Here is a 26,981-nt window from a genome sequence, read left to right on the forward strand (position 1 = left end):
AGCGCCCGCTTGATCGTCTCGCGGTCGGCACCCGTCCACTGCTCCCCGTCGAGCACAAACGTCAGTGTGCGCGGGACAGCGCGCTCTTCGTGGAGGGCAACGAGAGAGTGACGGAGTGCGTCGACGCCGGCGTTGAACTGCCCCTGGCTGGTTCCAGTCGTTTCGAGCGTTCTCGTGACGCGCTCGAACTGTTCAGCGCCGTCGAAGCCACGGCGCACGCGGTAGACGTCGTCGGCCCACAGGAGCGCGTACCGGCCGATGGCGTCCAGGTACGAGCGAGCCTCTTCGACGGCGGCCGTCGGCGCGTCGGCAGTGTCCAGTTGCGCGACACGCCCCACCAGCTCCTCGTGAATGAACGTCGCGACAGCACCAGCGCCGGCATCGGGATCTCGATAGTCGAAGTTGTAGCGCTCGCGAGCGAGATCCTGGACGAGCCGTGCCGTCGACGGAACCAGATCACTGACGACGTCGGCGAGCCACTCGGAGGTCCGCGGGCTCACTTCGTGATAGGTCTGGCCGGCGATCCCGAGCTGGCCGCCAGCCTCGATCAGGGAGACGCCAGGAGAGCGGGCGTCGTCGACGGGGCCACGCAGCTGGGGACGATCGGCGACGGGAGCGGGAACGTCGGGGCCAGTCCCTGGGGTTCGCGTCGTCGTCCGCTCGGAGGCGGAAGTGTCGTCGTCCTCGCTCGTCAGGTCCTCGACGAGGTCGGGATCGATACCGAGGCCGTCGAGATACGCGCGGTCGTCGACGATCGGCTCGCTCGCCCGCGTCGCCTGCTCCCAGTAGGGGTCGAGATCGGCGTCGCCGGCGTCGGCCCGTTCGGCCAACAGCGCGCTGCGTTGCTGGTTCGCTCCGTCTCTGTCGTCGGCCTGGGCGAGTGTTCTGAGTGCGCTGCGCTGATGGCGTGTCCCACAGGTCGGGCAGGTGGCAGACTCCTTGTGGGAGTCTTCGAGCAGCCAGAGTGACTGACACTCCGAGCAGCCGACGACGTGGTAGGTCATCCGCGATCACCGCCGGAACGTGCTCTACAGGAGTATCGCCCACCATCGCGACGGTCGCGACGGCGTAGCGCTCGGTAGAGCGAACGGTGGCGAGGGATGGGTCTCTGGGTGGGCGAGCCCCCAGGCCCAGTCCCCTGGCGTGCTATCGGGTCGTCTGACCCGTCGAGAGAGAGGGAGAGTCCTGCCATTCGCGACGCTTACGACCGATCGTCCTGAGCCAACTCACGAATCTCAGCTTGCAGGGCGTCCAGATCGATATCTGAGACGAGTGAGGACTCCCACTTCCGGTGACACTGTGGACAGAGGGTAATGAGATTGAGTAGATGGTTCCCGAGCTCAGGTTCGTCGAACCATCGAATGGGAACGATATGATGGACGTGTAGTTGGTCCTGTGGCCGGCTGTCAGTGTCGCCGATTGTCAGCCCACAGTGCTGGCACCGGTAACGATCCCGAGATAACGCCTTTCGTCGCTGCTCGTCCCAGTTCTTGCCGTAGACAGCACGCTGCTCGTCTGGTGGGCGCATTGTCCCACCACGATAGCGCGGCGGGAATCCACAGGTTCGGAGGGCTTCTGGCCAAGATCCAAATTTTGATTGATACGTGCCAGATCCAAATTCCCCATGTTCATCGATCTCGTCTTCTGTCGGTGGCCGCCCAACAACAGTGGCCACACGAACCATGTCATCGATGAGTGCCCCGAAGTGATGTTCGGCACCATCGAACTTCGACGGCTCGAAGTCGGCGTACAGACCTGCCTTTTTGAGAGCCGCGTCCCAGTTCTCAAATCGGTTGTAATAGGTCTGGTCGGCGTACCGACCTTCGCGTTTCATATCTCGAGCCCGAGGTGGACGGCCGAGTTCCGCAGCGAACGTCTGCAGATACTCGATGAGCGCTTCTTCGGGAATGCGGTTCGTACCTGTGCAACTGCTGGTATCGCTATCGGTGGTGGTGCTTTCTGACATGGTGGCTGATATCGCAAACCACCCGGCGGAACGCCGCCGTCTGGGCTGGACAGTGCTGCCGCTCTTCGAGGGGTAACCTTTATGACCAGACCAGCAGAACAAACGTGTGTGTGAGTTTGTTGGGGGCGTACTTGCGTCCCCCTCGTTTGTTCTGGTGGGTAGCTGCGGGTGTGTTCTTACCTGATGTTGGATAATGATTCTCCGTCCCGTATTAAATCCCCCGCACAGATTGACAACCTGTCTGACGCACGGCATGCGATTGTGCCTGCCAGCAGAGAGTCGCTCAACAGTCATGGACGACCTCCATATGACGGTGATGGGCTTCGACAGTCTCGCTGGTGGCGTCACACAGGAAGCAATTGATGTCGCCTTCGGTGGGCTCCGTGTGATCGATGCCGTAGTAGTTGCCGCTGCCGATCATCGCCGGACCTCCGTGCGGCGCTCGATGACGACATCGTGGCCGTAGTCGCCGCGGCGGTACTGCTCGAAGAGGTTCTCGACCGTGGGGAAGTCGCTGGTCCACTCCGTGTAGTGGACGAGATCGCCGACGTGGTAGCGCAAGCGCCACTCGTCGGCCTGTCCGGGCGCTGGCGCGCTCCGAGCGGACCCGGTGGGGTCTGCTCGGGCCATCACTCGCGCCCTCCCTGTGGCGGGTGACAGCCCCGAATCCCTGGCTCGCCGCGATGCCGACAGTCCGTGAACGGAACGCGGAAGATCATCGAATCCGCCTGCTGGACCGCTTGGGCGAGCGCGCGGCGCTGGTCGCGATCACCCGCCGTGGCGTTGAGCTGCTCGATCGTTCCCGCAGCCAGATCCGCCAGCAGGACACCGCGGACGGCGTCGGCCTCGACGTGTGTGACCAGCAGCGGCGGCTCGCTGTCGACGGTCGTGACGGCGACGACCTCGCCAGTCTCGGGCGTCATTGTCAGCGGTCCTCCTCCGTATTCAGTCGGTCGCGAATCGCTTCGCGGACCCACTCACTTCGGGAGGTGGTCGACTCTCTGGCGTCGTCGATGTTTTCGAGCAGTTCCTCAGACATGCTGATACTCGGTCGAACCATTGTGTAGCACAGTAGCACGGTAGCACCCACTCGTAATAAATATGTGGCACAGTGCGATTGTGCTATCTGGCGCAGGCTTTTGGTGCGAAGTTGCGAACGGACTACTGTGGCACGACCGAGTATTTCCGTTTCAGACGAACTGCTGGACGAATTCGACGACAAGCTGATCGAGATGAAAGCCGCTGGGAAGCTCGGCCGGGATGTCTCCCGGAGTGAGCTGATCGCTCGGTTGATGAGCGAGTGGGTCGAGGAGCGCGACGACGTGCCCGACCCGCTTTGAGGCGTCATTTTCTCAGACCTCCATCGGCGGCGGGCTGGGGCACATCACAGACGCTCGCGAGCGCTCGCGCTTGGTGCTGGAGCTGGCGACGGCCGTCGTCGGTGAGCCGATACGCGTTCGTGCGCTTGTCCAGCGCGTGGCGGTCGATCGTCACGAGGCCGGCGTCGGCGAGGCGATCGAGGTTCTGGTAGAGCCGACTGTGGTTGATCGAATCGGGGTAGCGCTCGTCGAGGTATTCCTTCAGCGCGAGCCCGTAGGGTTCGTCGTCGACGGCGGCGATGGCCGTCAGCAGATCGCGCTGGAAGGCACTGAGGGCATGCCACTCAGTCATCGGTGACCTCCGTGTGTCGGCATGGTCGAGGGGTGGGCAGGGTGGTACGTGAGTCTGCGGCGGGCCCGTGACCGAATCGCGTCTGTGACGGGTCGGTTTTCGTCTCTGGCCCGCTGTAGCGTGTTTGTGGCCTGTTCAGGCGTGACCGAATCGTGACCGAATGTGACCGAATGGGCGCTGGCGAGCGATGCGACTCTTCGTAGGTGGGCTTGGTCGTGGTCATGGGTTCGATGCGACGCCGCCGATCTGTGGGCGTCGCCTATCTCATGGTGTTACCCTGACCGTACTTAACCTTTGCTGGCCGTAAATAGATAACACCGCATGACTTAATCACCAGTCGAGATTGTGCTTTGGTGTGCCAAGTGGACCAGATCCTGCTGCGAGCCCGCGTGAGATTCTTCTCTTCATGGTCCAATCGCCAGATCCGGCCTTTACCGCGAAAGAAGTTGGTGATGCATTCGATAAAACCCGCCAGTGGGGGCATCAGCAGTTGCAAAAGCTGCAGTCCTCAGGATATGTGGATAGCAAGAACCCTGGTGGTAATTCTCGGTTTTATTGGGTAACTGAGGATGGTCAACGCTATCTTTCAGAGACGCGGCAGAGCTAATCCTCGACCCACCAGACAACAGACTGCCCGGTTTTCTTTCTCTTGACGTCTCCCTGCTCGTGTAACTGTGTCAGCCGCTTGTGAGCCCACTGGCGGGTGTGGTCGAAATATGCCGCAATTTCAGATGCTGCGGCAAATGGGCCCTCAATCGATCGGAACGCGCTGAGAATTTCGGAGTCGGTTACCTTACGCTTTCCCTGAGACATTCTATCTCCACATTCGTTTACAGCCAGCAAAAGAATTGTGGCGGTTCAGATATATAATCAGAGTACGGAATACACGCCAAGGTGGCCGATCTCTTGCAGAAGCCTACTTCCACGTCGACGGGCCGATCGTCGACGCCATCGTTTGGGCGGTGGAAGCATGACCAGCCAGTCCGTCGCCGAGGGCAAGGGCTTCGTCTACGAGCCCGTGCGTGGCCCGAAGCGGAAGGTAGAGTTCGAGCCACGGAGTGATGGTGGCTTTGAGCGGATCGAGGCCGTCTGGACTGGGTGTGGATGGCGGGTGACCGGGCGGGAGGTCGTGACGACGATGCGGCGAATCTGAGGATCAATCTGCAGCTCCTCTTCTTGCTTGCTACAGTGATTCTGCGTCCAAATATTGCTCAGGCGGTACCTGACCAATCACGTCCAAAATTTCATTCCAGTATTCCATATCTGGGTTATCTACCTCCAAATCACTGATGACCGAAATTGAGTGAGAGAAATTTTCGAGAGACTTGAGCTTCTTCCCACGAGAATTAATAACATCTGATCCTTCTCTCAGATACCACTCTCTCTGCTCTGGAGAATTAGGACCTGAAGCCGCTATTATGTATGCACGGAGCATTTTCTCGAAATCCCGTGTATTGCCCCGTACGAAGTCTTCATCTGGAAAAGCAGAGCAAAGCCACTCCACTGCTTGCTCCAAATAATCGCCGTTTCCAACAGGAGCAAATACCTCTCTGTATGCATTGAGTGGTTGAAGCAAATTGAACTTCCAAATCTCATTGCGATCTGCCACCTCAATTCTCGTAAACATTTCGTCGGGAAGTTCCTGAATACCCCCTTCTGGGTCAACTTCGTATAGCAATCCATCTACGTCGTAGAGACTCGGGTCAAGTAGCAACAAAAGATGATCCGGACCAATCGGACAAAAAATCTGCCTGCCGATCATCTCTTTCGCCGCTGTATCGACGTTGTCAAATCGCTTTCCCTGCGACTCGACGACAGGCTCATCAGATGTAAAGAAGGGGAGGTCAGTCTTGTTTTCGATCAGTACCCAACCCATGTACTGTAGGAGCGTATGTCCATCAGACGTATTGTAGGAGATTGCTGAGGACCAGTCCTGGACACCCTCAGCGAACTCATCATGTGGGAGCCTCTGCTTAGCGTTGTAGTAAAGCCTTGAGCTGATTCCTCGTGTCGTTTGAAATGATATGAACGAAGATACTCCGGGAACATCCTTAGCTGATAGAACTTCACCGTCCAAGATATTCCGGATGGTTCTGATCATCTCTCTTTCGGCGATATTCGCTTCGCCGCTCTCTAAGAGGCCATTAGCGAAATCTTCGTACGAGGCCGCCTTACTAATCGGATATCGGTCTCGTGGTGGGTAATAGTCATCTCCTTCGTGCTTATCGATGAGTGAATATCTAGAGATAAGTCCCTCCTCATCCGGAGCAAAGTTTTGGAGGTACGCTTGGGGAACGATATGCTCGTTCACCATCCTGTTAAGAAGACAGGTAACCGACAAAATAAGCTTTGCTAGGTGCGCTCGATCGTCGCCGTCGACGTGATCGCGCCGGGCACGAGCCAGTACGATCGACGGACGCTCGACGCCGTGTTGCGTGTCTGTGAAGGTGGTGTTACCCGAAGTGCTTCGGGAACTGGCTCTGGCTGGGTTGGCGCTATGGCCGATGACATCGCAGGGAGGGCACGAGGACGTCGCCGCAACGGTATAGCGGCCTATTAATATTTAACCAACACTGCCTGCATTACTTGGAAAAGTTGGTTAAACAGTTCTTAGTATACTTGGACTGTGTTGGACTTAGCCACAGACAAAACGATATCCATTCTCACTGGGCACGATCAGCTTGATATCATATGTGCTGAGTAATTGATCGAGACGATCTGCATCGACTGTTCCTTCCTCAAGATCGGTATAAATCTCCCCAAGCAATATTGCTCGAGTTGTCTCTGACTCGGACAGCTCTTTTTCAGTTCGATAGAGGAAATCGCTCACCAGAACTTGCCCAACAACGGCATCAAATCCAATTGTCGAGTACTCCTTTTTCGCTTCGATGATCCAATCTCTATTATTTGATTGAATGATTATATCTACTTCTCGGGTGAACGACTCTTTTGAATTAGCTGGTCGAACTATATCCCAGTCATTCTCCATGACATCTACATTCCCGACTATACGTTCCGTTTTGACTACGCCGGAGATGAATCCAGAGTCTGTAAAGTGCTTTACCAGACCCTTTTCTGATTTAAACATGATGTGGTTCTATGGTCTGCGGCTTAATGAAATTGAATAGCGAATGACGAGATCTGATTGGGTAAAGTTGGTATTCTCAATTGTTTTCTTTGTTGCGTCGATTAACATCTCGGCATGGATTGGGGCGGTCGTAGAGAGTACTCTATCTAGGGCACCAACCGAGTTCGTGCAACTCGGGGAGGCCGCTCAGATGATTCCACTGTTTGTTGCGCTCGGACTGATTAGCCGATACTCAGCACGCTTAGTTACGACTGTTCCAAAGACCCAGGAAGAAACGACATACCGATTCGAGCAGTCTATAACTCGAGGAGTTGCTAGCCTCATCGTACTATTGGCAGGTCTACTGTGGTGGTTTATTCAGATACTCACGACAGAAATGTGGGGCCATCCTCTATTTTCGTGGGCGATATTAACCGTAGTTCTGGGGCTCTGGCTCACGTTCTGGTACCACTCGAAAACCGGAGTCTATAGAGCTTCAGTAACCGGTTCTGGTCACTCTGAGACATTCACCAGAAACCTTCCGAATACGACGAACTTGGCACAAACACTGCTCCGTGGAGATGTCCGGTTAGAGCGGTTTGGACTCCAAAGGGGACTACCCAGCTTGGTGTTCAATTTCAGCCCAGATGGAGAATTTGAGTATGATTTGATTTTTGGGCTGGATCGTCTGATGCCTACCTTCATGGGCAACCGAAATGATGGACAAAATGAGCAGGTGGAGAACGACGAAAATGAGTCTTCAGAGGCTCACTTGAGAGAACTTTTGAGAACTGCCGCAAGTACACACGCAGAGCAAATACTCCTCCTCACTCATTTTGCTGAGCAACATCAATCCAAGAAGGGAGTGACAGTAAGTGAATTAGAGGACCTGTTTTACAAAGCACGGACCTCTCCTCCCTCGTCGATCCCAATAGTGGTCGATCAACTTTCTGAACAAGAGTGTCTGATGGACATCGAAGAAAATCCTCGTAGATATTGTCTGACCGGGGAAGGACTGGATAGAGTGGAAATGTTGTTACATCCAGTTCTCTGAGTTAGCACCTAACGCTACACCCAATTAATATATTGATCGAAAATAGAAATTGGACTATGCCACGCGCTTCTGACTATGTTGCCGTACAGTACGAAGTGGCGAAACTCATCGATTCAGATGAAGAATTAAGCACAGAGGAATTTGTAGAGGCTGCTCGGGAAGAACGTGCGATATCGATGCTACAGGACCGGTTTGGCGACGTCGTCGACCTGAGTGGTATCACATCGAAACAAGACACGGTAGAGGAAATGGAAAAAGAGCTTTCTGCTGCAGTGAACGGGAATACGCCTGATGAATATGGCATCGTAGAAAATGGGTTTGCCGGGTACGTCGTACATTTGACGGAGATGGTCCATCACGAAGCACAGTACTCATAGACCGCCCACACGTCTGATACACAGTTAATACAGCGCTGGTCGCACCTTTGTACAGTGAGGTCTGCCCCAGCACTGACGGAGGCCGTACCCACCTTTCACTGTTATATAATATGCACTGCAGTCCACACGTATGTCAGAACCGTATCGTCACATCCTGTATTACTCCCCATCACACATTCGGCAGTTGTTCTTCGATCGAATCGACGAGAACACGAAGATCACGGAACAGAAGGAGTCTTGGAGTACACTAAAGGCTGGACTGAGTACCTTCCTCCCGGGTAGCCTCGGCGGTGAAATAGGAGATCGAAAAAAGGTGATGGAGTCGGTGAATCAAAGCGAGGAGCACATTCAGACCAAGCGAGTCGTGAATCATTTACTCGAAGACGAGAATATACCGCGAATCAAAGATCTCGACATAGACGATGTCTGTTCCCTGTACCGGTTCTCGTGTGACTGTCAGATTCTTCCGAGAGATAACGAAGAAGCAGAAGATGCAACCTTCGTCGAGGTCGTCGGAAAAGAAGGCAATATAGAGTTTCGGGGGACGACGTCGCTCGACAACTGGAGTTCATTGAGTGATACGCTCATGATGACCGAGAGTGAACTTCCATTTCCACTCAACGGGATCATACAGGTGCAGGATATACAAGATCAAGTAATCACCGAAGAGCTCGACGGCTCTCACTCTCTGGAGCAAGCAACCTGCTTGGTCAATTTTGTCTTTGTCTGCCAGCCCGATCAAGAGGAGTTCCAGCAATGGATGAACCGACGGTCCCTCGTTGGGAAGTATCACGAGCAGGCATCTGATACGTAATAACTGCGTCTCCTAGGATTGCTATCGGTTCTATAGTCCCGACCGTCGCCGTCGACGTGGTTGCGCCAGGCACGAGTCAGTACGATCGGTGGACGCTCGACGCCGTCACAGGGCGAGTACGAGCACGTTGCCGCGACGGTGTAGCACTGGCAAAAATCCTTAACTAACAAGATTCCCGCTCCCGAAACTTGTTGGTTAAGGAACTACCCAACAGCCCTCAATTAATTCTCTATAGGTTAAACTAGTAACTGTGGCCTGGAAAAAGTGTGTACGGCGCTTACTCTAGGTCTGATGAAGCCAATGCAGACGTGGAGATATTTACCCAGTGAAGTTGGCGTCAAGCAGTCCTGAACTACTTGAACGAAGAGGAGTCGTATCCCATTCGTTGTGGGAAAGAATCTCGAAAATGGACCCTGAGAGTGCCAGGAGACCATTGTTCTCTACAAGGAGATGCTCGCGGGAGTCGGTGATATAGTAATTAGCGAACAACGTATTCAGTCCATCTACATCGAGAATTTGGTCAGGTCCGCCCAAAGCCTCAAATGCGTTAAATTCTTGATCCAGATAGTCGACAATTTCTCCAGACAGGGCAGCTCTTTCCACATTCTCTATCGATGGGGATTCGCCCTCGTCGATTAGAGCATTCACATAGAGGTGCAACTGGTGTAGGTCTCGTACTGTTACCACATCGTTCTTTTCTTTCAGGGGTATGAAAAATATGCCGACTGATCATCAAATTTGGTGAAACAAAGGAAACACATTCACTGGCTTGTTGCAGGCTTAGTGGTTGGATGGCTCGGACAGTCCGTTGTCGAAGCTAAGGGCTTCGTCTACGAGCCGGTGCGAGCCCGAAGCGGAAAGTCGAGTTCGAGCCACGGAGTGATGGTGGCTTTGAGCGCGTCGAGGCGGTCTGGACTGGGTGTCAGTGGCGAGTGACTGGGCGCGAAGTCGTGACGACGATGCGGCGGATCTGAGTCGGCTGACGAGGGAGACTTGATACATACAGTCCACGGATCTTAGGATAGCAAATGGACTTCCACCCCGGTTTGCGAACCTTCTTGAGTCAAGAGGCCATCGGTAAAGGTAGACGTTAACGCGAGACGCGGGCTGACGCCCGCTGACGACGCTCTCCCGGCTGAACAATCCCCTAGAGAGCCATCGCTATCGCTCGTGAGCGTTGAACCAGTGTGCGCCGCGCCAACCAAGACACCGACGCACACCAGGAGCACCCATCGGCCACCGAGGTGCCCCAGCGACCGACGGACACAGCGGCCTACGAAGCGCCTACCTGTGTGTCTGTCGGTGCGGGAGATCGGTTGCCACCAAGAGCGACAGCCATGCCCACAGAGATCCACACAGCGCCTGCATCGCGCCGAATAGATAGCATCGTCGACGAGCCCGTGGAGGGACGATGAACAGCGCCGAGTACAGGCTCCTCGCGAAGAACAACCTGATCGTCGCGAAGCTCCTGGGCGCTGTCGTTGCGCTGGCACAGCTGTACAGTTTGCCACGTGGCATCTTTCTCGGCGTGCTGGTCGTCGCGATCTTCGGCTTCTCCACTGCCTCGACGATCGCCTGGATGTCACAGTAACAACCGATAGGTGAGATTAGGAGTCGTCGGTCCGGTTTATTATCGCGGTCATTGGCCTCCAAATCCATCAAAATAGAGTTTCACATCGATGGGACAGACTTCCTCACACTACACACCCGAAGACTAATGACACTCGATGACAAATAATGACAACAATGATGGAACCGGTACGTGTCGACGAACTCCAGGAACGGGAAGCGGCAGAGCTAGACTTCCCGATTAATCCGGGCACAAATGAGGAAACCGCGCTTCGGTTCCTAGCTGCTAATCCAGAATTTGGTTGGCCACCAGCCAAGATCGCAGACCGCACCGATATTAACGAAGGCAGCGTTACGAAGACAATGCAGCGACTGTATGAGAAAAATCTGGTTGATCGGATTTCTGGACGGTACTTCGTCAATCCAGAACTCCAAGAAGAGATTACGGGGCTTTTAGGAGATTTACATAACGTAGCACAGTCCCAAGCACACCCGGAACAGAACAAACAGATGAGCGACCAACGAGGAGATATCTCGGATCCTCACGCATCTGAAGATGAAGTTGACGAACTGCTTGAGTGACTACTAAGCTGCAATATACGTTCTTCCAACAAATGAAATACGATCGTGGAGACGTCGTTTCACTTGATGACCCGTACGGAAATGATAAGACACGGTCTGCAGTGATTATTTCTGATGGACGGCGACCAACCCATGAAGATGGTGCTATCCGATATAACGTTGTGATGTTGACTACACAGATCGGTGAATTTGGAGGACACGACTGGACACAGATATTGGATGCCAATGGAGACACGAAGAGCGGTGATGCTCTGTTGAAAGATTCAGTAGTAGAGCCGTGGGGAACATATGTTATCAGAGAAGAAAAGCTGAATGGACCACACGCACAACTCACTGATGCTGGAATGAAGAAGATAGCTCGCTCACTTGCAAACTTAGTGCTTCGGTGAGACTGCCTCTCAGTAATAGGTCTCAATCAATCTAGGAATTCCAATGCCTCGTCCGGTGGAAGCATAGCGAGCAAATGGAAAGGAGAAAATTCATCCGCGATCGCGTCCCCGTACTGAGATTCAAGCATAGTGAAGAACCGCTTCAACTCGCGTGTTCTATATTCTCGAAAGTCCACAAGCTTAGTTGATCTAACAGAACCAAGTGCTCCGATATGCTGTCTTAACTCTTCGATCAATAGCATGCTAAGCTCAAGACGTAATTCGTTCGAGAGAGCTCGAGGTGACGGATCGTCGTGGTTGTATTCCCATGGGTAACTTGGCCTCTCATCTTCGCCAGGCCAGACTTCAACAAAGAGTGCAGACCAAGGTATCTGCCGATCAGATTGAGTTGCACGATATTCGATTATGCACCCATCATGATAGATTGCAGTAGAAATCGATTCTGTCTTGCCTCTGTTTTGAGCTTGATTCTGCTCACTGATGCCCCTTAGGATGTCCAGATGATACTGAGCAAATGGATGATATAATAAAAGGGGCATCTCTTCGTACACGGTAAGATTGAAAAAGTCGTATTCGGAGAGCGAATAGCTTGCGGGTTGCTCATTATCAGTCGCTTCTTGAGGATTAATACCAAGCTGGTCACAATCATACAATTTCACGTCAAAAGAGTTTGCTAGAAGAGGAAGAAGACTCGGGGTGACAGGAACAATCGAGAAGACATCAACTTGCCAGTCACGAACGACAAACAATAATTCCGCAGATATGTCTGGGACACTATGTGGGAGTTCATGAGGTTCAACGGCCTCTGCAAAAGGTTGTTGTTCGATCAGATCATGTTCCCTTACCTCAACTCCTTCTTGATCTGCGGCGAACTCAGCAACTTCTGTTGGAAGGAGTCCGGGCATATTTGAGCCCAATTTTTCGTATTGGCCTTCGAAATACCCCTCAAGGATCTCTTTCAGTTGGTAGCGTTCTGCACCGTTACGACTGTAGTGCAGATCAAATGTCCCATCCTCGTTTTTGTAAGCTATAATAGCAGGATGGCTCACAAAATGTTGTTCCAGTACAGCATGAAATACTTAATCAATTTTCGCTTGATGCACTGGCCGACTCAACAAACAGCTGATGGCCCAAGACAACGAAGATCTCCAGCGTTGGCGGTGAAGGCACAGTAGACCGGCGAAGAGCGTGGTTGGGAAAGGTTGGGCCACACGTCAGTAGCTTATTCATCGACGATTCGTTCAAATAATGATCCAGGTGAAGTACCGAGGAGCCTGTCATAGAATCCATCCAGCGTGTCATAGAATACGTCTCACGGCCTCTACTTGACGATTATACAGCCCTAAATTCGCTCTTAAGTCCGTGATTTCGCCATTCAGTATTTTATTCGACCCCTAAACCATGAATAGTACTTGTTGAGAACTATTGTATGACAGGCTCTCCATCTCATAGTTTCTCACAGCCCGGATCGTTCCCTCGCTCGTAGTTGGTGATTGCAACGACAATTCGAAGACACAGTGCGAGGAACATTTCTGTTCGTGCGTGGACGCGGCCTCGGGCGCAGACGTGCCCGAGGCCGCAGTCCTTGACCGCGTCGTTGGTTCGTTCGACTCCCGTCCGGTTGTTGTACGTCTCGTCCAAGGTGGATTGTTTCAGCTGCACGTCCTCGCTGTGTTCTTCGATCCGGTCTTCGACCCTGTACTCGATGTCTTTCAGGTCGTCAGTGTTTCGTGGATTGTATGGAGCGATTGGCACGACCCCTGCGGCCAGCAGGTTGTCGTGCCAATCGAGGATGTCGTAGGCGCTGTCTCCAAGCATCCAGATCGGTGTGCCGACGGCGAGCGCGTCACGCGTGACGCGCTCGCCGTCTCCTGATCCGCTTGTTTGGCTTGTGTGAACTCCGCTGCAATCGGGATCTTTGCACCGGTCGAGACGATCGTACAGCCGAAGCCGTAGTAGTATTCCTCGGCTGTTGGGTCGTAGTTCCACGAGGCAGTGTCGTTGTGTTGGATCGCTTGGACGTGGGTCGAATCGATCGAGTACGTGGAGTCGAGCAGGCCGCGGATGGCGGCCTGCTCGACGAGTCTGTCGAAGACATCGCCGATGACGTGTTCGAGGTCGGTCAGAAAGCGATCAACCGTGTCTCTGGATGGCGGTTTGTCGAGCCCGCAGTAGTACCAGACGAGACTGTGCTGGAGTTCTCGTGTAACCGGACGAGTACCGTAGACATCCTCGTAGTAGCAGTGCAGAAAGCCGCGAAAGAGATCCGGTGGCTGGTGCACTCGTGTTCGCCCCCGCTTCGAGGGGGCGAACATGTCGTATTCCAAGAGAAACTCCAACTCAAGATGGTCGAACAGCGGTACTGTTTCGGTAGCCTCCGCATTCAAGAAGTCGTCTACCGAAGCTACGTCTTGCAGGGCGTTGGTACTGCTGGACACAGTTTCCAAACCCTGCGGCATCCCTTGGGAGGCTTTCTATGACAGGCTCTCTGCTTTCTGGAGTACCGGAACAGATTTTTCGTGGAGAAAAGGCCAGATCAGCTGTTCACGCGAACTCCATTACTTCGCAGAGAGTTGACCCATAATATGACACTGGGTGGAAAATTATTATAGGGCGTCAGTGATAATTCAGGGTGTGGTATAATGGATCGGCGAAACTTCCTCCGACGAGCCGGAATGGGTCTTGCGGTTGGCACAGGAATGGTTTCAGCAACCGGAAGTGCAGCAGCAGCTCCGGATGTAGAAGTCGACTATATCAACTTCAGCGGTTGGCACATCAACGTAGCAGACGGAGAAAAGGGCACCATCACGGTCGCATTGAAGAATAACACCAACGAAGAACAGAATGTCCTCCTGATCTATACACCGTACATTTTCCGGAACCCCCCCGGAAAGAACGGTGCGAACGAAGTTGAGTACAGTGCCGATCTAACTTGGGACGATGGAATTAATGACACGTACGAGTACATCGAGCCGAATTCGACAGTCTACAGGACGTACCAGTGGATACCCCATTTGGGAATCCCAGCTGACGTCGGAATCTACGGAGCAGAAATAGAGGCAAAGGCCGGCCGGAATGAAGGCACGCATGATGTCGAACAACTATCAAACGCATTCTACGTCAGAGAAACTGACGGTTGCGATCCCCCAACTGGCCAGACGGATATCGCCACGTACCACGTCAACCGCAGCGGAGACGAGTGCTAAATCGCAGCTCTAATTTTGTCGGTCAGTGAGCACGCCTATCGAACAGCCAATTCTACACAGGTCCAGAGAAATTAATGCGGCGAGAACTATTCTATGACACGCTCTAGGCAACTTCCCTGACGAGATCGTACCTGGTGTTGTCAGTGGCCCCGCGATATATCATCCATCGAATCGGTACAACGAAACTGCACCGGATCATGTTATTTACCGGTCCGTTGACTGGGCCATTTTAAATAGTGATCCACTCACTGTCTCACCAGATCTATTGCCATCTGGATTTGGCCCTGGTCGACGAACAATCACGCAAGTCCAAGACCCAACATCGATGGCCGAACTCCTACGGTTTATCGAGTGGGTTGCTGAACATCTCTAAAATAGTCTGTCGGCCTGTCGTCTGACGTAGATATTTGTATCACCGATATGTATACAGTATCTGTATATGGCATCAGTGCAACGAGCAGCGACCTACGTCGAAAAGGGTGGGGTCGGGAAGACGACCAGTGCCGCCCACATCGCCGTTGCTGCACACAACATGGGCCACGAGGTCCTCTTGGTCGATCTCGCCGGCACCCAGAACGATCTGGCCACGCACTTCGGCATCGACATCGTCGACGAAGACACAGCAGCCGATGGCGGCGTCTCGATCGACGCACCGATCTCGGCGGTCTTCGGAGATGACTGGGAGTTCCTCCGGGACAACATCGACGACCTCCTGGACCGGATGACGTTCGCGACCGACGAGGGGCCAGATCTCATCCCAGCCGATCCCGGTCTCGGCGGCGCTGACAACAACCTCGCGAACGTTCCGCTCGAAGAGCGCTACCAGAAGCTCGATGGGTTCGTCGAAGATCTCGTCGCCGACCAGTACGACCTCGTCGTGTTCGACCTGCCCGGAAAAGAAGACAACATCGCGCTCAACGGACTCTTCGCTGCCCGGAACGTCGTCGCACCGCTGAAGCCAGGTGCGTTCGAGCGCGACCAGCTACAGAAACTCGATGCGACGCTCGAGGAAATCAGCACCGACCTCGACGTAGATCTCGACATCGCACTGGTCATCCCGACGATTATCAGTAGTCAGGAGACGCTGTCGGAGTCGTTCGTCGAGTACGTGACCGAAGAGTATCCAGAAATCGTCGGCGAGCCCGTCACGAAGACTGCCGACATCGGCAACAACCAGAACAACGGCCGGACGCTCTTTGCAGTCCCCGATGACGAACTCTACGCGACTGGGAAGCGTGCACGCGAGGCGTACAGTGCGAACACCGAACAGCTACTGACCCAACTCACAGATCGATGAGTGACACTACTGACGACCGCGACCCCGAGGAGCTACTCGAACAGTCGAAAGAGCAGAAGCGACACCAGAGCGAACCGCAGCAAGAGCCGGAAGCGGCAGACGAGTCGTCACTGGAGGTGTACATCGCCGATGTCTACGAAGAGCTCGAGGCTGGAGAGGTGCCGACGAATCTCACGATGCGTGATCGAAACCTCGCAGCGCTGATCCGTGGGCTCGACGAGGCTGGCCAGTTGGACGACGTCGGCACCGACGTGCGCGAGCACCTCGACAGAGACTCCGTGGACTCAGAGAGTCGTGGCTCAGTGCTGGGCCTACTGGTGCGGGCGGGGCTGGACGAAGTGCGTCCCGATCTCATCGAGGCCGGCGAAGCAGGGTACGAAACGTTCACCGAGCGGCAAGAAACGCAGTTCTAAGCGACGGTTTCGTCTTACCGATCAATAGTCAATATCTGCAGTACGAATACAGATGTTGTATCTAGATCTTGTATCCACATCCTGTATCTGTATCTTGTATCTGGAAACATAGTTGAGATACTGCACACAGATGCTATAGCAATATACGCTTTATACAAGTTGGAACGTGTTTAACACGAACCAGTTCTCGTTCGCCAACGTCGCCCAGTTTGAGACCCAGACGTACGATACAAACGATAAAGTCCTTCGCTCCGAGTGTGACGGTATCTTCGGGAAGGTTGAAACCAAGCAAGTCGGTCACTGGATCATCTCGGGAACAGAAAAGTTCACCATGGACGTAGACTACGAATTTAGCTTCTAATATCGAGGCTCGAGCTTGCCTTCTTTTTATTTCTGTGCTACACCCAAACCAGAAATCGGAATCTGGGCAACAACACCTTTGATGCAGCGAGACAGATCACCTAAATATAATGAAGGTGGATGAACTTCGAAGGGACGTAAAACGGGTCGGAGCAGCAATAATCATTGTCCTATCTGTGATCGCCATTCAGCTCGGGACAATCGCTCGAGAAATGGGCGCTGGATACGAAGGGTGGCTCGGTTTCGTGTCCCTCGCACTGTCGATTCTCTATGTCCTCTACAGTACCCTACAGCGATTCACTAAATCATCTTCCACTCCCGAAAACATCGAACAAGTCGAGTAGCGGTTCCGGTGGGGGTGGGAGATACGTTGACCGGACCGACCGATCGCACCGTGCGAACCTTAGAATTTCCTGTCGGCAATTCCGGGACCGTCGTTGTACGGCTTCAACGTCAGCTCCGTTATCTGACCAATGACGTCAAACGAGTCCTCATGATCATCAACTGAGCCGGTCCCATCGGTAGTATCATCCCCAACGAAGCTGCCGTGTTGAATAGATGCTGAGTCATGGTTAGCAGTAGTTCTGAATTTGGGCACTATATTTCAGGTTGCCTCCGTGCTTTTGCCGCTTCGAAGTCGGCTTCTCGAACTCCGTGGAGGAGCTCGAGCCCGGTCACTCGCACCCCGGTGTGGTCGAAATGGTAGGGTAATTCGTGATTGAGTGCAACCCAGAAGTTGAACAGCAACTGCCCTGTTCCAAGGTAGAGGGCCCGGACTCGAGAACTCTCAGAGCCACACCGTCCGATGAAATCCCGTTTCAGCTGCCGGATCGCTGTTTCGACCCGCCATCGGTACCGGTACTGATAGGCGAGTCCTCGGAGATCGCGTTCTGCGACGTCCATGTTAGTGTTCCAGACTGACCACGTTCCATTGCCCTCGATCTCGAGTTCGTCGCGAACGTTCACCCCTCCCCCCTCCGCGTATTCCACATCATCAGGGGTGTCTGACTCGTCTGTCTCGGTGTCTTTTGAGGGGGTTCCGTTCTCACACTCTGGAGTGAACTCGTCGAGAGTCGACATATTAGATTGTTCGTTGACATTTTTGCCCGTCGATTTGATCGTCTCCTCATGATCAGGACAGGCGAAGATATTGATCTCCTTTTGATGATCTCCGAACTCGACTCCTTTCTGTCCTCCAGGGGTGTTTGCAGGGAGTTTCTTCACAAGCTCTTCACGTTTCCCGTTCATCTTCCCCTGGATCAACCAGTTCAGGTCGTACTTTTCGCAGACATCCATGATCTTGGTGTTCCCCAGTCCGCTATCGAGGTAGATCCGGCCAAACTCGAGGTCGAACCGGTCTTCGGTGCGCTCGAGCATAGTGTCCAGGGCACGATCGTATTCGTCAGCTGCACTGACCGGCTCGAAGCCGAGGACGTAGTTGCGGTCGGGGGCGACGATCGAGAGGACGGCGACCGGCCAGACCCAGGTGGTATTGTCTTTCACCTCTGTTTTGATTTGCCATTCTTCGTCAGTAGGGCTCCCATCTTCATCGGTGTCTACCTTCCCATACCAAGGAATTTTTGTGATATCGAACCCGAGATGGACCGGTTCTGGAGGGAGAAGCCCATCCCGTTTCAGGAGTGCTTGCATCGCATTGAGAAACCGCTCAGCGTGTTCGTCGACATCGTACTTGCGAGCGTATTTGTGCAATGTCGTTGGATCTGGGACGTCGACGTCGTCACCAGTGAGCCATCGAAGCATTTCTGACCCGTTCTCGGCATAACAACCTTCAAGAGCAATGTGAGCTAAGAGGCGGTAAAACGACTCAGGCGTGTATTTGTAGTTTGGGCCGTCCGGATCTCGATCAAAGCTGATAGAGGATACTGCGAGTTCCATATATTCAGCAACAATATCAGTAACTTTTCGCATCCTCCGTTCGGTGCTGATCTCACGATCGTACTTCGTAATCTCGTAGTAGAACTGCGGTTTCTCAGGGTTCGTTCCTACGGTTCCGAGTGATCTCCCGCTGGGAAGTTGGACGTGCAAGAGGGCGTTGTCTGCTCGCCGTGCGGCCTCTTCGATCACGTCGTCGTCGAGATCGCAGATACCACGCCAGAGGGTCGTGTCGCTCGGAGGATTGTCTGTGTCAAACCCCATCTCTCGAGCGATGAGACTCGAGGACTTGAGCCGCTTCTCGAGGTCTTCATACCCGTCGTCGAGGAGTTCTTTGAGGACCGCCGCTCGAACCATCCGCTGTTTCTCGGACTCAAGGTTGTCCCACTCCTCGAAGAGATCGCTCTTCTGGGCCAGCGTGAAGTCAAAATACCGGATCGCCTGTTGTGCTTTCACGGTATCAAAATCGATTGGGGAATCCGAGCCAGCAAACTCCATTCGAAGAAGGTCTGGACGACCGTCGACGTCAGCAAAATCTCGACGCCATGAACGGGTGTCTCCTTCTGTAACCTCCTCCGGTGGAATACCCGGCGATTCCTTCTTCCGTCGCGCCCGGTTCGAGTCGGGACTTTCCTCTGAAGTCATTCGCCGGAGACTTTCTCTGCTGACGAGTTAGTCCATGCGACTGAAATATAGCGCTCAAGTTCGGAACTACTGCTACTCCCCTTTTAATATTCCTGACCGACGAGGACAGCCGGGTCAGGTTGATGAGCAGTCCGGGTCAGCTCCAGCGTGAGTCGGTATGGTCAAGTAGGTCCGAGATGAGAGCGGCAACGTGGTTGAGGTAATGACCTTGCTCGACGACGGGAGTGTCAGCACTGCGGGCTCGCGTTCCCGGATAGCGTCCGATTGTCCACTCTGCGAAGCCCCCTGCTGAGAGATTCGGTTGGCCTAAACTTCGCAACTGTTTTCTATTATTAGGCTGGCCTAAATCACATGGCGGACGAATCCAGCGAACACAAGGCACCGACGCGGCGTGGCTACATCAAGTACGGCGGGACAGTCGTCGGCGGTGGGCTGCTCGCCGGCTGTACTGGTGACAGCGACGGTGGCTCTGGAACGGCCAGCTCAACAGAGACACCAACGAAGACAGCGACGGAGACTACGACGACCGAAGATAGCTCCTACTCGGTGACGATTGAGCCGGTGGGCGAGGTGTCGTTCGACGCGGTTCCGAAAACGTGGGTCGCTGAGAACGCGAGTTGGGCCGACATGGGTGTGGCCCTCGGGATGGACAAACCAAGCGCCGTCGTTCTCACCGGCGAGTACCGAACGTGGCACTACGAGGATATCCCCGGCCTCTCAACGAGCAAAGAGGATATGGTCTCTCTCTGGCAGGACGGCATCTCGAAGGAACTCTTCGTTGAAATCGATGCGGGGGTCCACTTCATCGATCCGAACTACATGATAAACCTCATTCCAAACTGGGAACGTTCGGATGTTGACGAGATGAGCGAGCGGGTCGCGCCGTTCTGCGGGAACACGAGTTTCTCAACCTACTCCTGGCACGAGAGCTACCCGTACTACTCGCTATACGAGGCGACCGAGAAGGTCGCCGAGGTGTTCCAGCGAACGGACCGCTTCGAGGCACTCCGAACGCTACACGACGAGACCATTACAGAGATACAGGACCGACTGCCATCCAAGAGCGAGCGTCCAGCAATCGGGCTCCTGTCCCCGGCCTCAACCGAGCCGGAGAAGTTTTATCCGTACCGACTCGGTGACACGACGGCATACAAACACTGGCACGACCTCGGGGTGAGCGACGCTTTTGAGGGCTCGAACATCAAGAGTTTCACGTCGGATCGCGGCTCCATCGACTACGAACCGCTCCTAGAGATCGACCCGGAGATCTTGATGTTCTACACCGACAAACAGTGGACGCACTCGGATTTCCGGGAAACGTATCTTGCGTTCTTACAGGACCATGACACGGCAAGCCAGCTCACGGCGGTCCAGAATGGCGATGTCTACCCGGCGGGTGGAATGTATCAGGGGCCGATTATCAACCTCTCGAAGACTGAGCGCGCCGCAAAGCAGCTATTCCCCAATGAATTCGCCCGTGATGAGCGGCTCTACGATCGACAGCGCATAGCGGACATCCGAAGCGGAGACATCTAACAATAGAGTACACCTCGCTCGGAAACACTGGGCTCTCCGTGAGCCGTATCTGTCTCGGATGCCCGAGATTCTGCGGCGGGATGGAGTGGATGCTCAACACCGACGAGAGCACAAAATATAAGCAGGATAATAAATAGACTCAGGTAATTTGAACTTATATTCTCAAGATATTCTTGAATAGAAGACGCACATCATTTTCGCCCTCCGAGGTTGTGGATTGGCTGGGTCCCAGGGCCCAGGGTTTATCATCAGGATGAGAAAGGCTCTATCAGAACATCGACGACACCATCGAACCCACATCCTGGGCAGACGATCGATAGGCCATCGACAGCTGCGGAGTCGACACCCTGGAAAACACCACTGCAGATGGTCCTCTGACACTCTGGACAGGTAACCACGTCGAGCTCAATCGGTTTCTCGTGACGGACGCAGTTCCTGCAGCCCGAGTAGGCCGGAACCACTGCACTGATGCGGGCGATCCGATACTCGGCATCCTGGTTCCCGCCGCCACAGACTGGAGCTGCCTCGCCGAATGCAGCTGCTTGTGGGTCCGGGAAGTGGTACTTGCCGGCACCGCTGGTCACGACCACCCAGGGAACTTGCTGGTCGAGGATTTCCACGTTGGTGACGTCGTAGGAGCTGTTTGACTCAGCCCAACGAGTCGTTTCGAGAGGCTGGAGCGTCGCTTCGTGGTGGTCTACAAACTCCACAAGTTCGATGGCGAACACAGCCTTCCGAGTCGAGAGCTGGCAGACACGCTTGGACTGGCGTGAATCGGTAACCTCCTCGAGAGACTCTTCAGAGACGTCGGTGACTTCCCACGTACGGGCATCGTCATTGACCAGGAGAAGATCGCCCTCTGAGATGTCTGTGATCGTGTCGACAAGCTCGGGATCAAGACAGTCATCTGATTCAGCGAGACGACTGATTTCACTCATCAGTCGTCACTCGGGACTGCATCAGGGTGTGCGTTCCAGAGTTGGCGTGCCGGGCCATTGCTCGGCGGCTGGTCATAGTCGATCTCGTGGCGATCGAGATGTCGATAGATCGTCCGCTTCGAGACCTCGTGGGCCCTGGCGAGGTCGATGACGTCAAACCCAGCCTCGAGGGCAGCTCGGAGGTATGTCGGTTCAGTGTGAGCCGTTGGACCGAACGTCTCCAGATCGAGCGTAGCAATGATCTCCACCCGGATCTGTCTCGTGGCAGTCTGTGAATCTCGGTTAGTCATCGGTGCTTATGTCAAAGTGACTAGCTACGATTCCTAGAGTGTTTCGGCGAGCGAGGGAAGATGACAGGTGACACGAGAACGCTACTGGAAGAAGCGATCAGTTGTCAGGAGCCGTGGTATACCGATGCAGTTCTGACACTGCCTCAACGACGAGCGTAGGTTCCAGCGTCCCCTGCTGGCGATCAAAATCACGGTGCTTGATCGTCGTCGTATACCACGGCGAGATGTATGCATCCGTGTCCGACCCGCCCTCGCGCCAGGCGTCGTCAGGCACCGAGATCGCTCCGGTGTGTTGCTGAGTCGTCATCGCAAGTGCGATGCACTCCGTGTGGGCAAACGGATGCGATCCGTCGCTGACGATAACCCATGGTCGGTACGAGGGACCGGACTTGTGTGGTGCAGGACCCCACCAGACCTCTCCCTGCTCGTAGCTCATTCACCAGACTCCGACGATTCAGTCATACCAGGACCCCACTCGTCAGTGTTCTCTTCACCGAGCCGGTCGGTTGCTGCACGGGCTGTTGCCAGGGACGAAAGCGTGGTATCGATGTCGTCGGCCTCACCAATCGCCCAGTACTCTCCACGGTGCCGTACGAGATCGCGTTCTTCGAGCCGCGAGAGGACAACACCGACGCTTCCCCGTGGAACATCCGTGGCTTCATGAATCTCTTTGGGCGTGTACGCTTGCTCCGGGTGAGCCGCGAGGAGGCCCAGTATCTCCTCGGCATTCGTTCGGCCGCCCGAACGAAGTTCGTCGGTCGAACCTTGCTCGAACCGGTCGATGTCGATCGGCATATCCACTACTTCGTAATCAAGTGTAATAGATGTAGTGGCTGTAATAGATATAATCGCCGCAGGTTCTGAACCCACAGAGATAGAGTGACGACTTGTTCAATTAGTCGTAACAGGCTGGCCCGTTTTCACTCGGAACGCGGGGTATGTTCCGGCATTTCTACCAGCCGCTAGATACATTAGTAACGGAAAGTGAAAAGATCGTAATGCGTATCGAAGCCACCGATGGGAACGAATACAAAGTATGGCTCACTGACCCGGAGGTCGAGGATCTTCGACGAGCGACCAACAGTCAACGAGACGATCTCGTCATTCAACTCGGAGCGTTCGTCGGCTTGCGTGCGTTCGAGATCCCACAGGTACGGCCCATCGACGTGAAGCAGACCGAGAGCGGCCAGTACCGCCTTCGGGTTGAGGCTGGGAAAGACACGAGTGGGAACGGCGGGAAGCCTCGCGATGCCTACCTCCCAGACAGCGTCGAGCGCGATCTCCAGCGCTTCCAAAACGAGCACAACATCGCGCCGAAAGACCCCTTTATTGATCTGTCCCAGCCCGGCGTCCGTGCAGTCGTTCGTCGGACAGCTGCGAGGGCAGCCGAAGCGGCTGGCGACGAGGACTTTCAGAAGGTCAGCACCCATGATCTCCGGCGGCGCTTCGCTCAGCGACTCCTCGTCGACGAACAGATGAACCCGCGCGTCGTGATGGCCGTCGGCGGCTGGGACAGTTTCGCCGCGATCGAGCCGTACCTGAATGCACCGAGTGAGGACATCATCGATGACGCCTTCTCCGATATCGGACTCTGACCACACCGACGAGCAGACAAAGATCGACTTTCAGGAAGGTGAGCGCAGTCGCCGAACAGCAGCGCGGTCACATTGGCGAACCACTGCACCACCTCAGAGGTAGCCATCACGTGAACGCGCCTTCACAGTACTGCCCGCACTCACACGGGGGTCCCCCCTCGACTCTTATCTGAAGCACGCGCGCGTGTGTAGCTGACGGCTTGATCGTCTCATCGACGCCGTAGCGACCCAATCTCTGAGACGAACCCCATCGCCGAATTCATCCTGTTTTTCAATCATTCTGTGTAGAAGTGAGCGGTATTTGAGTAGTACTGTATGCATTGTATTTGTTCGAATACAACCTGGTGAGCGTAGATGACCCTGCGAGGCTGTGGAAACCTATCAACTAACTAGTGTCAAAATGGGTGCTGTTTATATGTTGCTTCCTCCCCCATCAATCGATCGTGACTATCCACAACGGATGGTCGTGAAAATCGATGGCTCGGATCACGAACCTCAGCGACAACAACGGCACTGGAACCGTTTCGCTCCCGAAGGACGAGCTCGAGATGTGCGATCTGCTTAACGAATCAGGCCTGCCAGACAGCGATGTTCAGCTGATGGTCATGATGGAAGCCCCTGGCGAGTGGCGCGTGTCCGTCCTCGACGACTCGGACGTCGACGACTCCTGGTACACCGGAGAAACACCCGACACCGGTGTGAACGTCAACAACGCTAACAGCACAAGTCGATAAGACCTCGTAATCAGAGGTCAGGTTTCTACAGCTCTGGAACAGTATTTAGTCGTCAGCAGCAACAGCCGCCGCCAGTGAAGTCTGTCCATTCAGATCACCCGCTCGCTGTGGGCCGATTGTCACCCCTGAAGGGTCCGAGTAAGACTGTGCGGTATGGTCCGGCCAATCCGCACAGTATGCTCTGAGGATGGGGCGCAAGCGCTTCAAATCCAGTTCGTCAAGGATCCACTCGATCTCGTCCCAGCGCTGGCCGAACTCGTAGTAGCGATCGGGCGGGACCTCGAAGAGATCGGTCTCGTTGGCGATCTCGAAGATAACGCCGTAGGGTCGTGTTGGCGGTGCATGCTGTTTGATATGGCCTCCAGGAGGCTGCGTGACCGGGTTCGGATGGTCCTCGTGGAACGGCTTTCGCTCCTCGTTTGTCGACGCCCACCACGGTTCCAGCTGGGCGACAAAGCCGTCGTCGGTCTCCTCGACGAGGAAGAACGCGCGAAGCGTCTTCCAGTGGCGGTCGTAGGAACTCTCGCTCGTGACTTCGATGAGCGCCTGTCGATCGAGCGGCTCGTCGCTCGCGAACAGCGCCGAGAGCATCCGACGAGCGGCCGGCGGCAACGTCGGGAACACCGACTCACTCGGGAGTGTCGCAAGGGCGTTCTGGATCGACCACGTGTCGAGGCGATCGCGAGCGGTATCCCGTGCCTCCAACGCGGCCAGCGCGTCGGCGACGAGGAACGGATCTGGACCGCGGTCGCTCGTCGCGAGGGCAGCTTCGAGACACCGGGTCAGCCGGTCAAGGTCCTGGCGATTGGTCTCGTAGAACCCCTTTCGGTCGGCGATCTCCCGGACGAGCCCCCGGATATGACCGTGTGCATTTGCTTCGACCATCGGGATATCGAGCGTCGCAGCGTCTTCGATGCCCTCGTCGACGCGTTCGCGAAGGCGACCCGACTCCTTCGCGATGGCCTCCTGGACGTGGTCCCGAAGTGCCGTTGCTTCGGGACCGGAAATGATCCACGAGGCGGTCAGGTCCGCCGTCGAATCGGCTTCGTCGACGTCGTATGCGGCCCGCGCTTTCAGCTTCTCCTTGCGGTCTTCGATACACATCCGATACCAGCTGTGGAAGCCATTCTCGTCTTCGTAGCCGGCCTGCTTGGTGACGGTAAAGCGCATGAAATCCAGGAAGTGCTGGAGTGCTTCGTCGTTCGCGAGCAGCTCCGTGGTTCGTGGCAGACGGAGGTTGATCGTGACATCGATGCCGGCGGCGTAGTACAGGTGCGTTGCCGACGTGAGCAGGCCCTGAAGATCCCGGAACAGCTCCCGACGAAGCCCGCTGTCCAGTTCGTCAAGCTCGCCGATCTTCGACAGGATGTTCGATCGAACAGCGCCGATGCGATCGCGCCAGTTGTCGTAGTGTTCGAGTTCATCTTCGCTCAGCCAGCCGATCTGCTGGGCCCGGACCAGCACGTCGTGGAGATCATTCTCGAAGGCCTCGACCCCGCCGTGGGTCTGCTCGAACTGCGTCCCGACGGCGTCGATACTTAAGGCCTTACTCAGCATTCGATTGCCGAGTAACCCGGCGCAGAGACGTGCCATCGTCTGTGCCGGACCGCCCCACTGTGTGATCAAGAGGGCGTGGTCGTCGAAGATCGATGCGTAGGTGACGCGACCGTCACCGGTGGGAGCGTGTCGCTCGTTCGTCCAGTCGACGAGATCTGCATCGGCGAAGTTCACGCCGGAGACTCGTTTTCCGGCCAGCATGCGACGGTGGAAGACCGGTGGCTCAATCTCGCGAGGACCAGCGCTGTCCCCGAGGAACTGTACGTACCCGTCTTCGGCTGGGTCACCAGTGTCGGCCAACCACCGTTCGGCTGGGGGGTGGTGGTCCCCTCCTGTCCCTTGGGGGGCTACACTGTACTTGTGAGACGCTGAGGGGTGTCCGTAAGACGCACCCACCAATCGGGATTGGTCCCGGTGGACGACGTCTCCGGTTGGGGTCACATAGTTCTGTGCAGCGGTGCCCAGCGCCGTCAGCGACAGTCTGTTGGAGGCATGCGATCGGTCGATTGCGACGAGGCCTGCGGCCTCCAGATCCGCCACGTAGCGGTCGATACTGGCGTCGGCGTAGTCTATCTGGGCATCTCGTTTCAGCGCTCGCACCGAGCGTTCGCCGTCGGCGTCGAGCTGTGCCAGCAGGGTGAGCAGGCCGGTCTGTGTGCGGTTTTCCTCGATGAACGTCCAGGCGTCGTCAGCCACGTCGGGGTCCATTGAGGAGGGCGTGGCGTCCGGTGGTCGGTGGGAGGTCTGCTCGGTTGTAGTAAGGAACGAGAAGCGGTCAGCCCAGGTGGGAGCGTCGTCCTCGTCGAGAGCAGTGCTGGTGAGCCGGCGCACGCGCTGGCGGACGCCCGGGGACATCCAGAGGCGGACGTCGAACCCAGCAGCAAGCGCGTCGACGGCCGTGAGCGCCCGCTTGATCGTCTCGCGGTCGGCACCCGTCCACTGCTCCCCGTCGAGCACAAACGTCAGTGTGCGCGGGACAGCGCGCTCTTCGTGGAGGGCAACGAGAGAGTGACGGAGTGCGTCGACGC

32 protein-coding genes and 4 pseudogenes are annotated in these 26,981 nt (G+C 55.3%); 18 read left to right on the plus strand and 18 right to left on the minus strand.

Annotated elements, in window-relative coordinates; all coding sequences use genetic code 11:
* The 6 genes from IL252_RS16805 to IL252_RS17685 form a co-directional block, all read right to left on the minus strand.
* The coding region (locus IL252_RS16805) for a DUF5817 domain-containing protein (RefSeq protein ID WP_244257304.1) at positions 1–1,004 on the minus strand (1,004 nt) is incomplete at its 3' end.
* 197 nt (positions 1,005–1,201) lie between these two features.
* On the minus strand, positions 1,202–2,260 hold the full coding sequence (locus tag IL252_RS17850; RefSeq protein WP_369334734.1) for a homing endonuclease associated repeat-containing protein: 1,059 nt from the start codon (positions 2,258–2,260) through the stop codon (positions 1,202–1,204).
* Entirely contained in the window at positions 2,250–2,387 is a 138-nt protein-coding gene (locus IL252_RS16815) for a hypothetical protein (RefSeq protein WP_170092383.1), read from the minus strand. Before IL252_RS16815 ends, IL252_RS17850 begins: the two co-directional genes overlap by 11 nt.
* Entirely contained in the window at positions 2,384–2,596 is a 213-nt protein-coding gene (locus IL252_RS16820; protein WP_208628971.1) for a hypothetical protein, read from the minus strand. Before IL252_RS16820 ends, IL252_RS16815 begins: the two co-directional genes overlap by 4 nt.
* Positions 2,596–2,889 carry a hypothetical protein gene (locus tag IL252_RS16825; RefSeq protein ID WP_170092381.1) on the minus strand — a complete coding sequence of 98 codons (294 nt, stop codon included), beginning with the start codon at positions 2,887–2,889 and terminating at the stop codon, positions 2,596–2,598. The genes IL252_RS16820 and IL252_RS16825 overlap by 1 nt, the downstream gene beginning before the upstream one ends.
* A 2-nt stretch (positions 2,890–2,891) precedes the next feature.
* Positions 2,892–3,005 (minus strand): ribbon-helix-helix domain-containing protein, encoded by a 114-nt coding sequence (locus IL252_RS17685; RefSeq protein ID WP_240936915.1) that lies wholly within the window; start codon positions 3,003–3,005, stop codon positions 2,892–2,894.
* Between the two features lie 127 nt (positions 3,006–3,132).
* Here IL252_RS17685 and IL252_RS16830 point away from each other — a divergent pair, with 127 nt between their 5' ends.
* The gene (locus tag IL252_RS16830; RefSeq protein WP_170092380.1) at positions 3,133–3,306 is read left to right on the plus strand and encodes a hypothetical protein; all 174 of its coding nucleotides are present in this window, start codon (positions 3,133–3,135) and stop codon (positions 3,304–3,306) included.
* 4 nt (positions 3,307–3,310) lie between these two features.
* Here the strand turns inward: IL252_RS16830 and IL252_RS16835 are convergent, their stop codons facing one another.
* Positions 3,311–3,637 carry a PadR family transcriptional regulator gene (locus IL252_RS16835; protein WP_208628973.1) on the minus strand — a complete coding sequence of 109 codons (327 nt, stop codon included), beginning with the start codon at positions 3,635–3,637 and terminating at the stop codon, positions 3,311–3,313.
* A 355-nt stretch (positions 3,638–3,992) separates the two neighbouring features.
* Between IL252_RS16835 and IL252_RS16840 the strand changes: the two genes are divergently transcribed.
* Positions 3,993–4,244 (plus strand): hypothetical protein, encoded by a 252-nt coding sequence (locus tag IL252_RS16840; protein ID WP_208628975.1) that lies wholly within the window; start codon positions 3,993–3,995, stop codon positions 4,242–4,244.
* Here IL252_RS16840 and IL252_RS16845 read toward each other — a convergent pair.
* Positions 4,241–4,450 (minus strand): hypothetical protein, encoded by a 210-nt coding sequence (locus IL252_RS16845; RefSeq protein WP_208628976.1) that lies wholly within the window; start codon positions 4,448–4,450, stop codon positions 4,241–4,243. The two genes, IL252_RS16840 and IL252_RS16845, sit on opposite strands and share 4 nt — an antisense overlap.
* A 157-nt stretch (positions 4,451–4,607) precedes the next feature.
* On the opposite strand from IL252_RS16845, the gene IL252_RS16850 reads away from it, so the two are divergent.
* Positions 4,608–4,790 (plus strand): hypothetical protein, encoded by a 183-nt coding sequence (locus IL252_RS16850; protein WP_208628981.1) that lies wholly within the window; start codon positions 4,608–4,610, stop codon positions 4,788–4,790.
* Positions 4,791–4,820: 30 nt separating this feature from the next.
* Here the strand turns inward: IL252_RS16850 and IL252_RS16855 are convergent, their stop codons facing one another.
* Positions 4,821–5,948 (minus strand): DUF4238 domain-containing protein, encoded by a 1,128-nt coding sequence (locus IL252_RS16855; protein ID WP_208628983.1) that lies wholly within the window; start codon positions 5,946–5,948, stop codon positions 4,821–4,823.
* Positions 5,949–5,993: 45 nt separating this feature from the next.
* Here IL252_RS16855 and IL252_RS17690 point away from each other — a divergent pair.
* Positions 5,994–6,186, plus strand: a pseudogene (locus IL252_RS17690) (hypothetical protein).
* 86 nt (positions 6,187–6,272) lie between these two features.
* Here the strand turns inward: IL252_RS17690 and IL252_RS16860 are convergent.
* Positions 6,273–6,725, minus strand: coding sequence for a hypothetical protein (locus tag IL252_RS16860; protein WP_208628984.1), 453 nt, complete (start codon positions 6,723–6,725; stop codon positions 6,273–6,275).
* A 607-nt stretch (positions 6,726–7,332) separates the two neighbouring features.
* Between IL252_RS16860 and IL252_RS16865 the strand changes: the two genes are divergently transcribed.
* From IL252_RS16865 to IL252_RS16875, 3 genes are all read left to right on the plus strand, one after another.
* Positions 7,333–7,758, plus strand: coding sequence for a hypothetical protein (locus IL252_RS16865; RefSeq protein ID WP_208628991.1), 426 nt, complete (start codon positions 7,333–7,335; stop codon positions 7,756–7,758).
* Positions 7,759–7,814: 56 nt separating this feature from the next.
* Positions 7,815–8,135, plus strand: a complete 321-nt coding sequence (locus tag IL252_RS16870; RefSeq protein ID WP_208628993.1) for a hypothetical protein — start codon at positions 7,815–7,817, stop codon at positions 8,133–8,135.
* Positions 8,136–8,265: 130 nt separating this feature from the next.
* A complete protein-coding gene (locus IL252_RS16875) occupies positions 8,266–8,949 on the plus strand; it encodes a hypothetical protein (protein WP_208628995.1) in 684 nt (227 codons plus the stop codon).
* Positions 8,950–9,267: 318 nt separating this feature from the next.
* Here IL252_RS16875 and IL252_RS16880 read toward each other — a convergent pair whose 3' ends face one another.
* On the minus strand, positions 9,268–9,636 hold the full coding sequence (locus tag IL252_RS16880; RefSeq protein WP_208628996.1) for a hypothetical protein: 369 nt from the start codon (positions 9,634–9,636) through the stop codon (positions 9,268–9,270).
* Between the two features lie 96 nt (positions 9,637–9,732).
* On the opposite strand from IL252_RS16880, the pseudogene IL252_RS17695 reads away from it, so the two are divergent.
* The 4 genes and pseudogenes from IL252_RS17695 to IL252_RS16895 all read left to right on the plus strand — a co-directional run bounded on the left by IL252_RS17695 (position 9,733) and on the right by IL252_RS16895 (position 11,489).
* Positions 9,733–9,923, plus strand: a pseudogene (locus IL252_RS17695) (hypothetical protein).
* Between the two features lie 437 nt (positions 9,924–10,360).
* Complete coding sequence (locus IL252_RS16885; RefSeq protein WP_208628997.1) at positions 10,361–10,540, plus strand: hypothetical protein; 180 nt, start codon at positions 10,361–10,363, stop codon at positions 10,538–10,540.
* Positions 10,541–10,698: 158 nt separating this feature from the next.
* Positions 10,699–11,100, plus strand: a complete 402-nt coding sequence (locus tag IL252_RS16890; RefSeq protein WP_208628998.1) for a helix-turn-helix domain-containing protein — start codon at positions 10,699–10,701, stop codon at positions 11,098–11,100.
* A 32-nt stretch (positions 11,101–11,132) separates the two neighbouring features.
* Positions 11,133–11,489: a type II toxin-antitoxin system PemK/MazF family toxin gene (locus tag IL252_RS16895; protein ID WP_208628999.1), complete on the plus strand. Its 357-nt coding sequence runs from the start codon at positions 11,133–11,135 to the stop codon at positions 11,487–11,489.
* 26 nt (positions 11,490–11,515) lie between these two features.
* Here IL252_RS16895 and IL252_RS16900 read toward each other — a convergent pair whose 3' ends face one another.
* Both IL252_RS16900 and IL252_RS16905 read right to left on the minus strand, forming a co-directional pair.
* Positions 11,516–12,538 carry a DUF6735 family protein gene (locus IL252_RS16900; protein ID WP_208629000.1) on the minus strand — a complete coding sequence of 341 codons (1,023 nt, stop codon included), beginning with the start codon at positions 12,536–12,538 and terminating at the stop codon, positions 11,516–11,518.
* A 397-nt stretch (positions 12,539–12,935) separates the two neighbouring features.
* A pseudogene (locus tag IL252_RS16905) lies at positions 12,936–13,927 on the minus strand (transposase).
* A gap of 237 nt (positions 13,928–14,164) precedes the next feature.
* On the opposite strand from IL252_RS16905, the gene IL252_RS16910 reads away from it, so the two are divergent.
* The 3 genes from IL252_RS16910 (at position 14,165) to IL252_RS16920 (ending at position 16,405) form a co-directional block, all read left to right on the plus strand.
* Entirely contained in the window at positions 14,165–14,695 is a 531-nt protein-coding gene (locus IL252_RS16910) for a hypothetical protein (RefSeq protein ID WP_208629001.1), read from the plus strand.
* Between the two features lie 439 nt (positions 14,696–15,134).
* Complete coding sequence (locus tag IL252_RS16915; RefSeq protein ID WP_208629002.1) at positions 15,135–15,992, plus strand: ParA family protein; 858 nt, start codon at positions 15,135–15,137, stop codon at positions 15,990–15,992.
* A complete protein-coding gene (locus IL252_RS16920; protein WP_208629003.1) occupies positions 15,989–16,405 on the plus strand; it encodes a hypothetical protein in 417 nt (138 codons plus the stop codon). Before IL252_RS16915 ends, IL252_RS16920 begins: the two co-directional genes overlap by 4 nt.
* Positions 16,406–17,362: 957 nt before the next feature.
* On the opposite strand, the gene IL252_RS16925 is transcribed toward IL252_RS16920, so the two are convergent.
* Entirely contained in the window at positions 17,363–19,303 is a 1,941-nt protein-coding gene (locus tag IL252_RS16925; RefSeq protein WP_170092394.1) for a transposase, read from the minus strand.
* A gap of 351 nt (positions 19,304–19,654) precedes the next feature.
* On the opposite strand from IL252_RS16925, the gene IL252_RS16930 reads away from it, so the two are divergent.
* On the plus strand, positions 19,655–20,839 hold the full coding sequence (locus tag IL252_RS16930) for an ABC transporter substrate-binding protein (RefSeq protein WP_170092393.1): 1,185 nt from the start codon (positions 19,655–19,657) through the stop codon (positions 20,837–20,839).
* A 2-nt stretch (positions 20,840–20,841) separates the two neighbouring features.
* Positions 20,842–20,949, plus strand: a pseudogene (locus IL252_RS17855) (aldo/keto reductase); the annotation flags it as partial.
* Positions 20,950–21,087: 138 nt separating this feature from the next.
* On the opposite strand, the gene IL252_RS16935 reads toward IL252_RS17855, so the two are convergent.
* The 3 genes from IL252_RS16935 to IL252_RS16945 form a co-directional block, all read right to left on the minus strand.
* Entirely contained in the window at positions 21,088–21,777 is a 690-nt protein-coding gene (locus IL252_RS16935; protein WP_208629004.1) for a hypothetical protein, read from the minus strand.
* A 387-nt stretch (positions 21,778–22,164) separates the two neighbouring features.
* Positions 22,165–22,503 (minus strand): type II toxin-antitoxin system PemK/MazF family toxin, encoded by a 339-nt coding sequence (locus IL252_RS16940; RefSeq protein ID WP_208629005.1) that lies wholly within the window; start codon positions 22,501–22,503, stop codon positions 22,165–22,167.
* On the minus strand, positions 22,500–22,862 hold the full coding sequence (locus IL252_RS16945) for a helix-turn-helix domain-containing protein (RefSeq protein ID WP_208629006.1): 363 nt from the start codon (positions 22,860–22,862) through the stop codon (positions 22,500–22,502). Before IL252_RS16945 ends, IL252_RS16940 begins: the two co-directional genes overlap by 4 nt.
* Before the next feature lie 203 nt (positions 22,863–23,065).
* On the opposite strand from IL252_RS16945, the gene IL252_RS16950 reads away from it, so the two are divergent.
* Positions 23,066–23,662, plus strand: coding sequence for a site-specific integrase (locus tag IL252_RS16950; protein WP_208629007.1), 597 nt, complete (start codon positions 23,066–23,068; stop codon positions 23,660–23,662).
* A gap of 476 nt (positions 23,663–24,138) precedes the next feature.
* The gene (locus IL252_RS16955) at positions 24,139–24,396 is read left to right on the plus strand and encodes a hypothetical protein (protein ID WP_208629008.1); all 258 of its coding nucleotides are present in this window, start codon (positions 24,139–24,141) and stop codon (positions 24,394–24,396) included.
* A gap of 45 nt (positions 24,397–24,441) precedes the next feature.
* On the opposite strand, the gene IL252_RS16960 is transcribed toward IL252_RS16955, so the two are convergent.
* Positions 24,442–26,981, minus strand: a 2,540-nt coding sequence (locus IL252_RS16960; protein ID WP_208629009.1) for an aminotransferase, incomplete at its 5' end; no start/stop codon positions are given.

The organism is Halomicrobium sp. IBSBa (assembly GCF_017612575.1).
GTDB lineage: Archaea > Halobacteriota > Halobacteria > Halobacteriales > Haloarculaceae > Halomicrobium.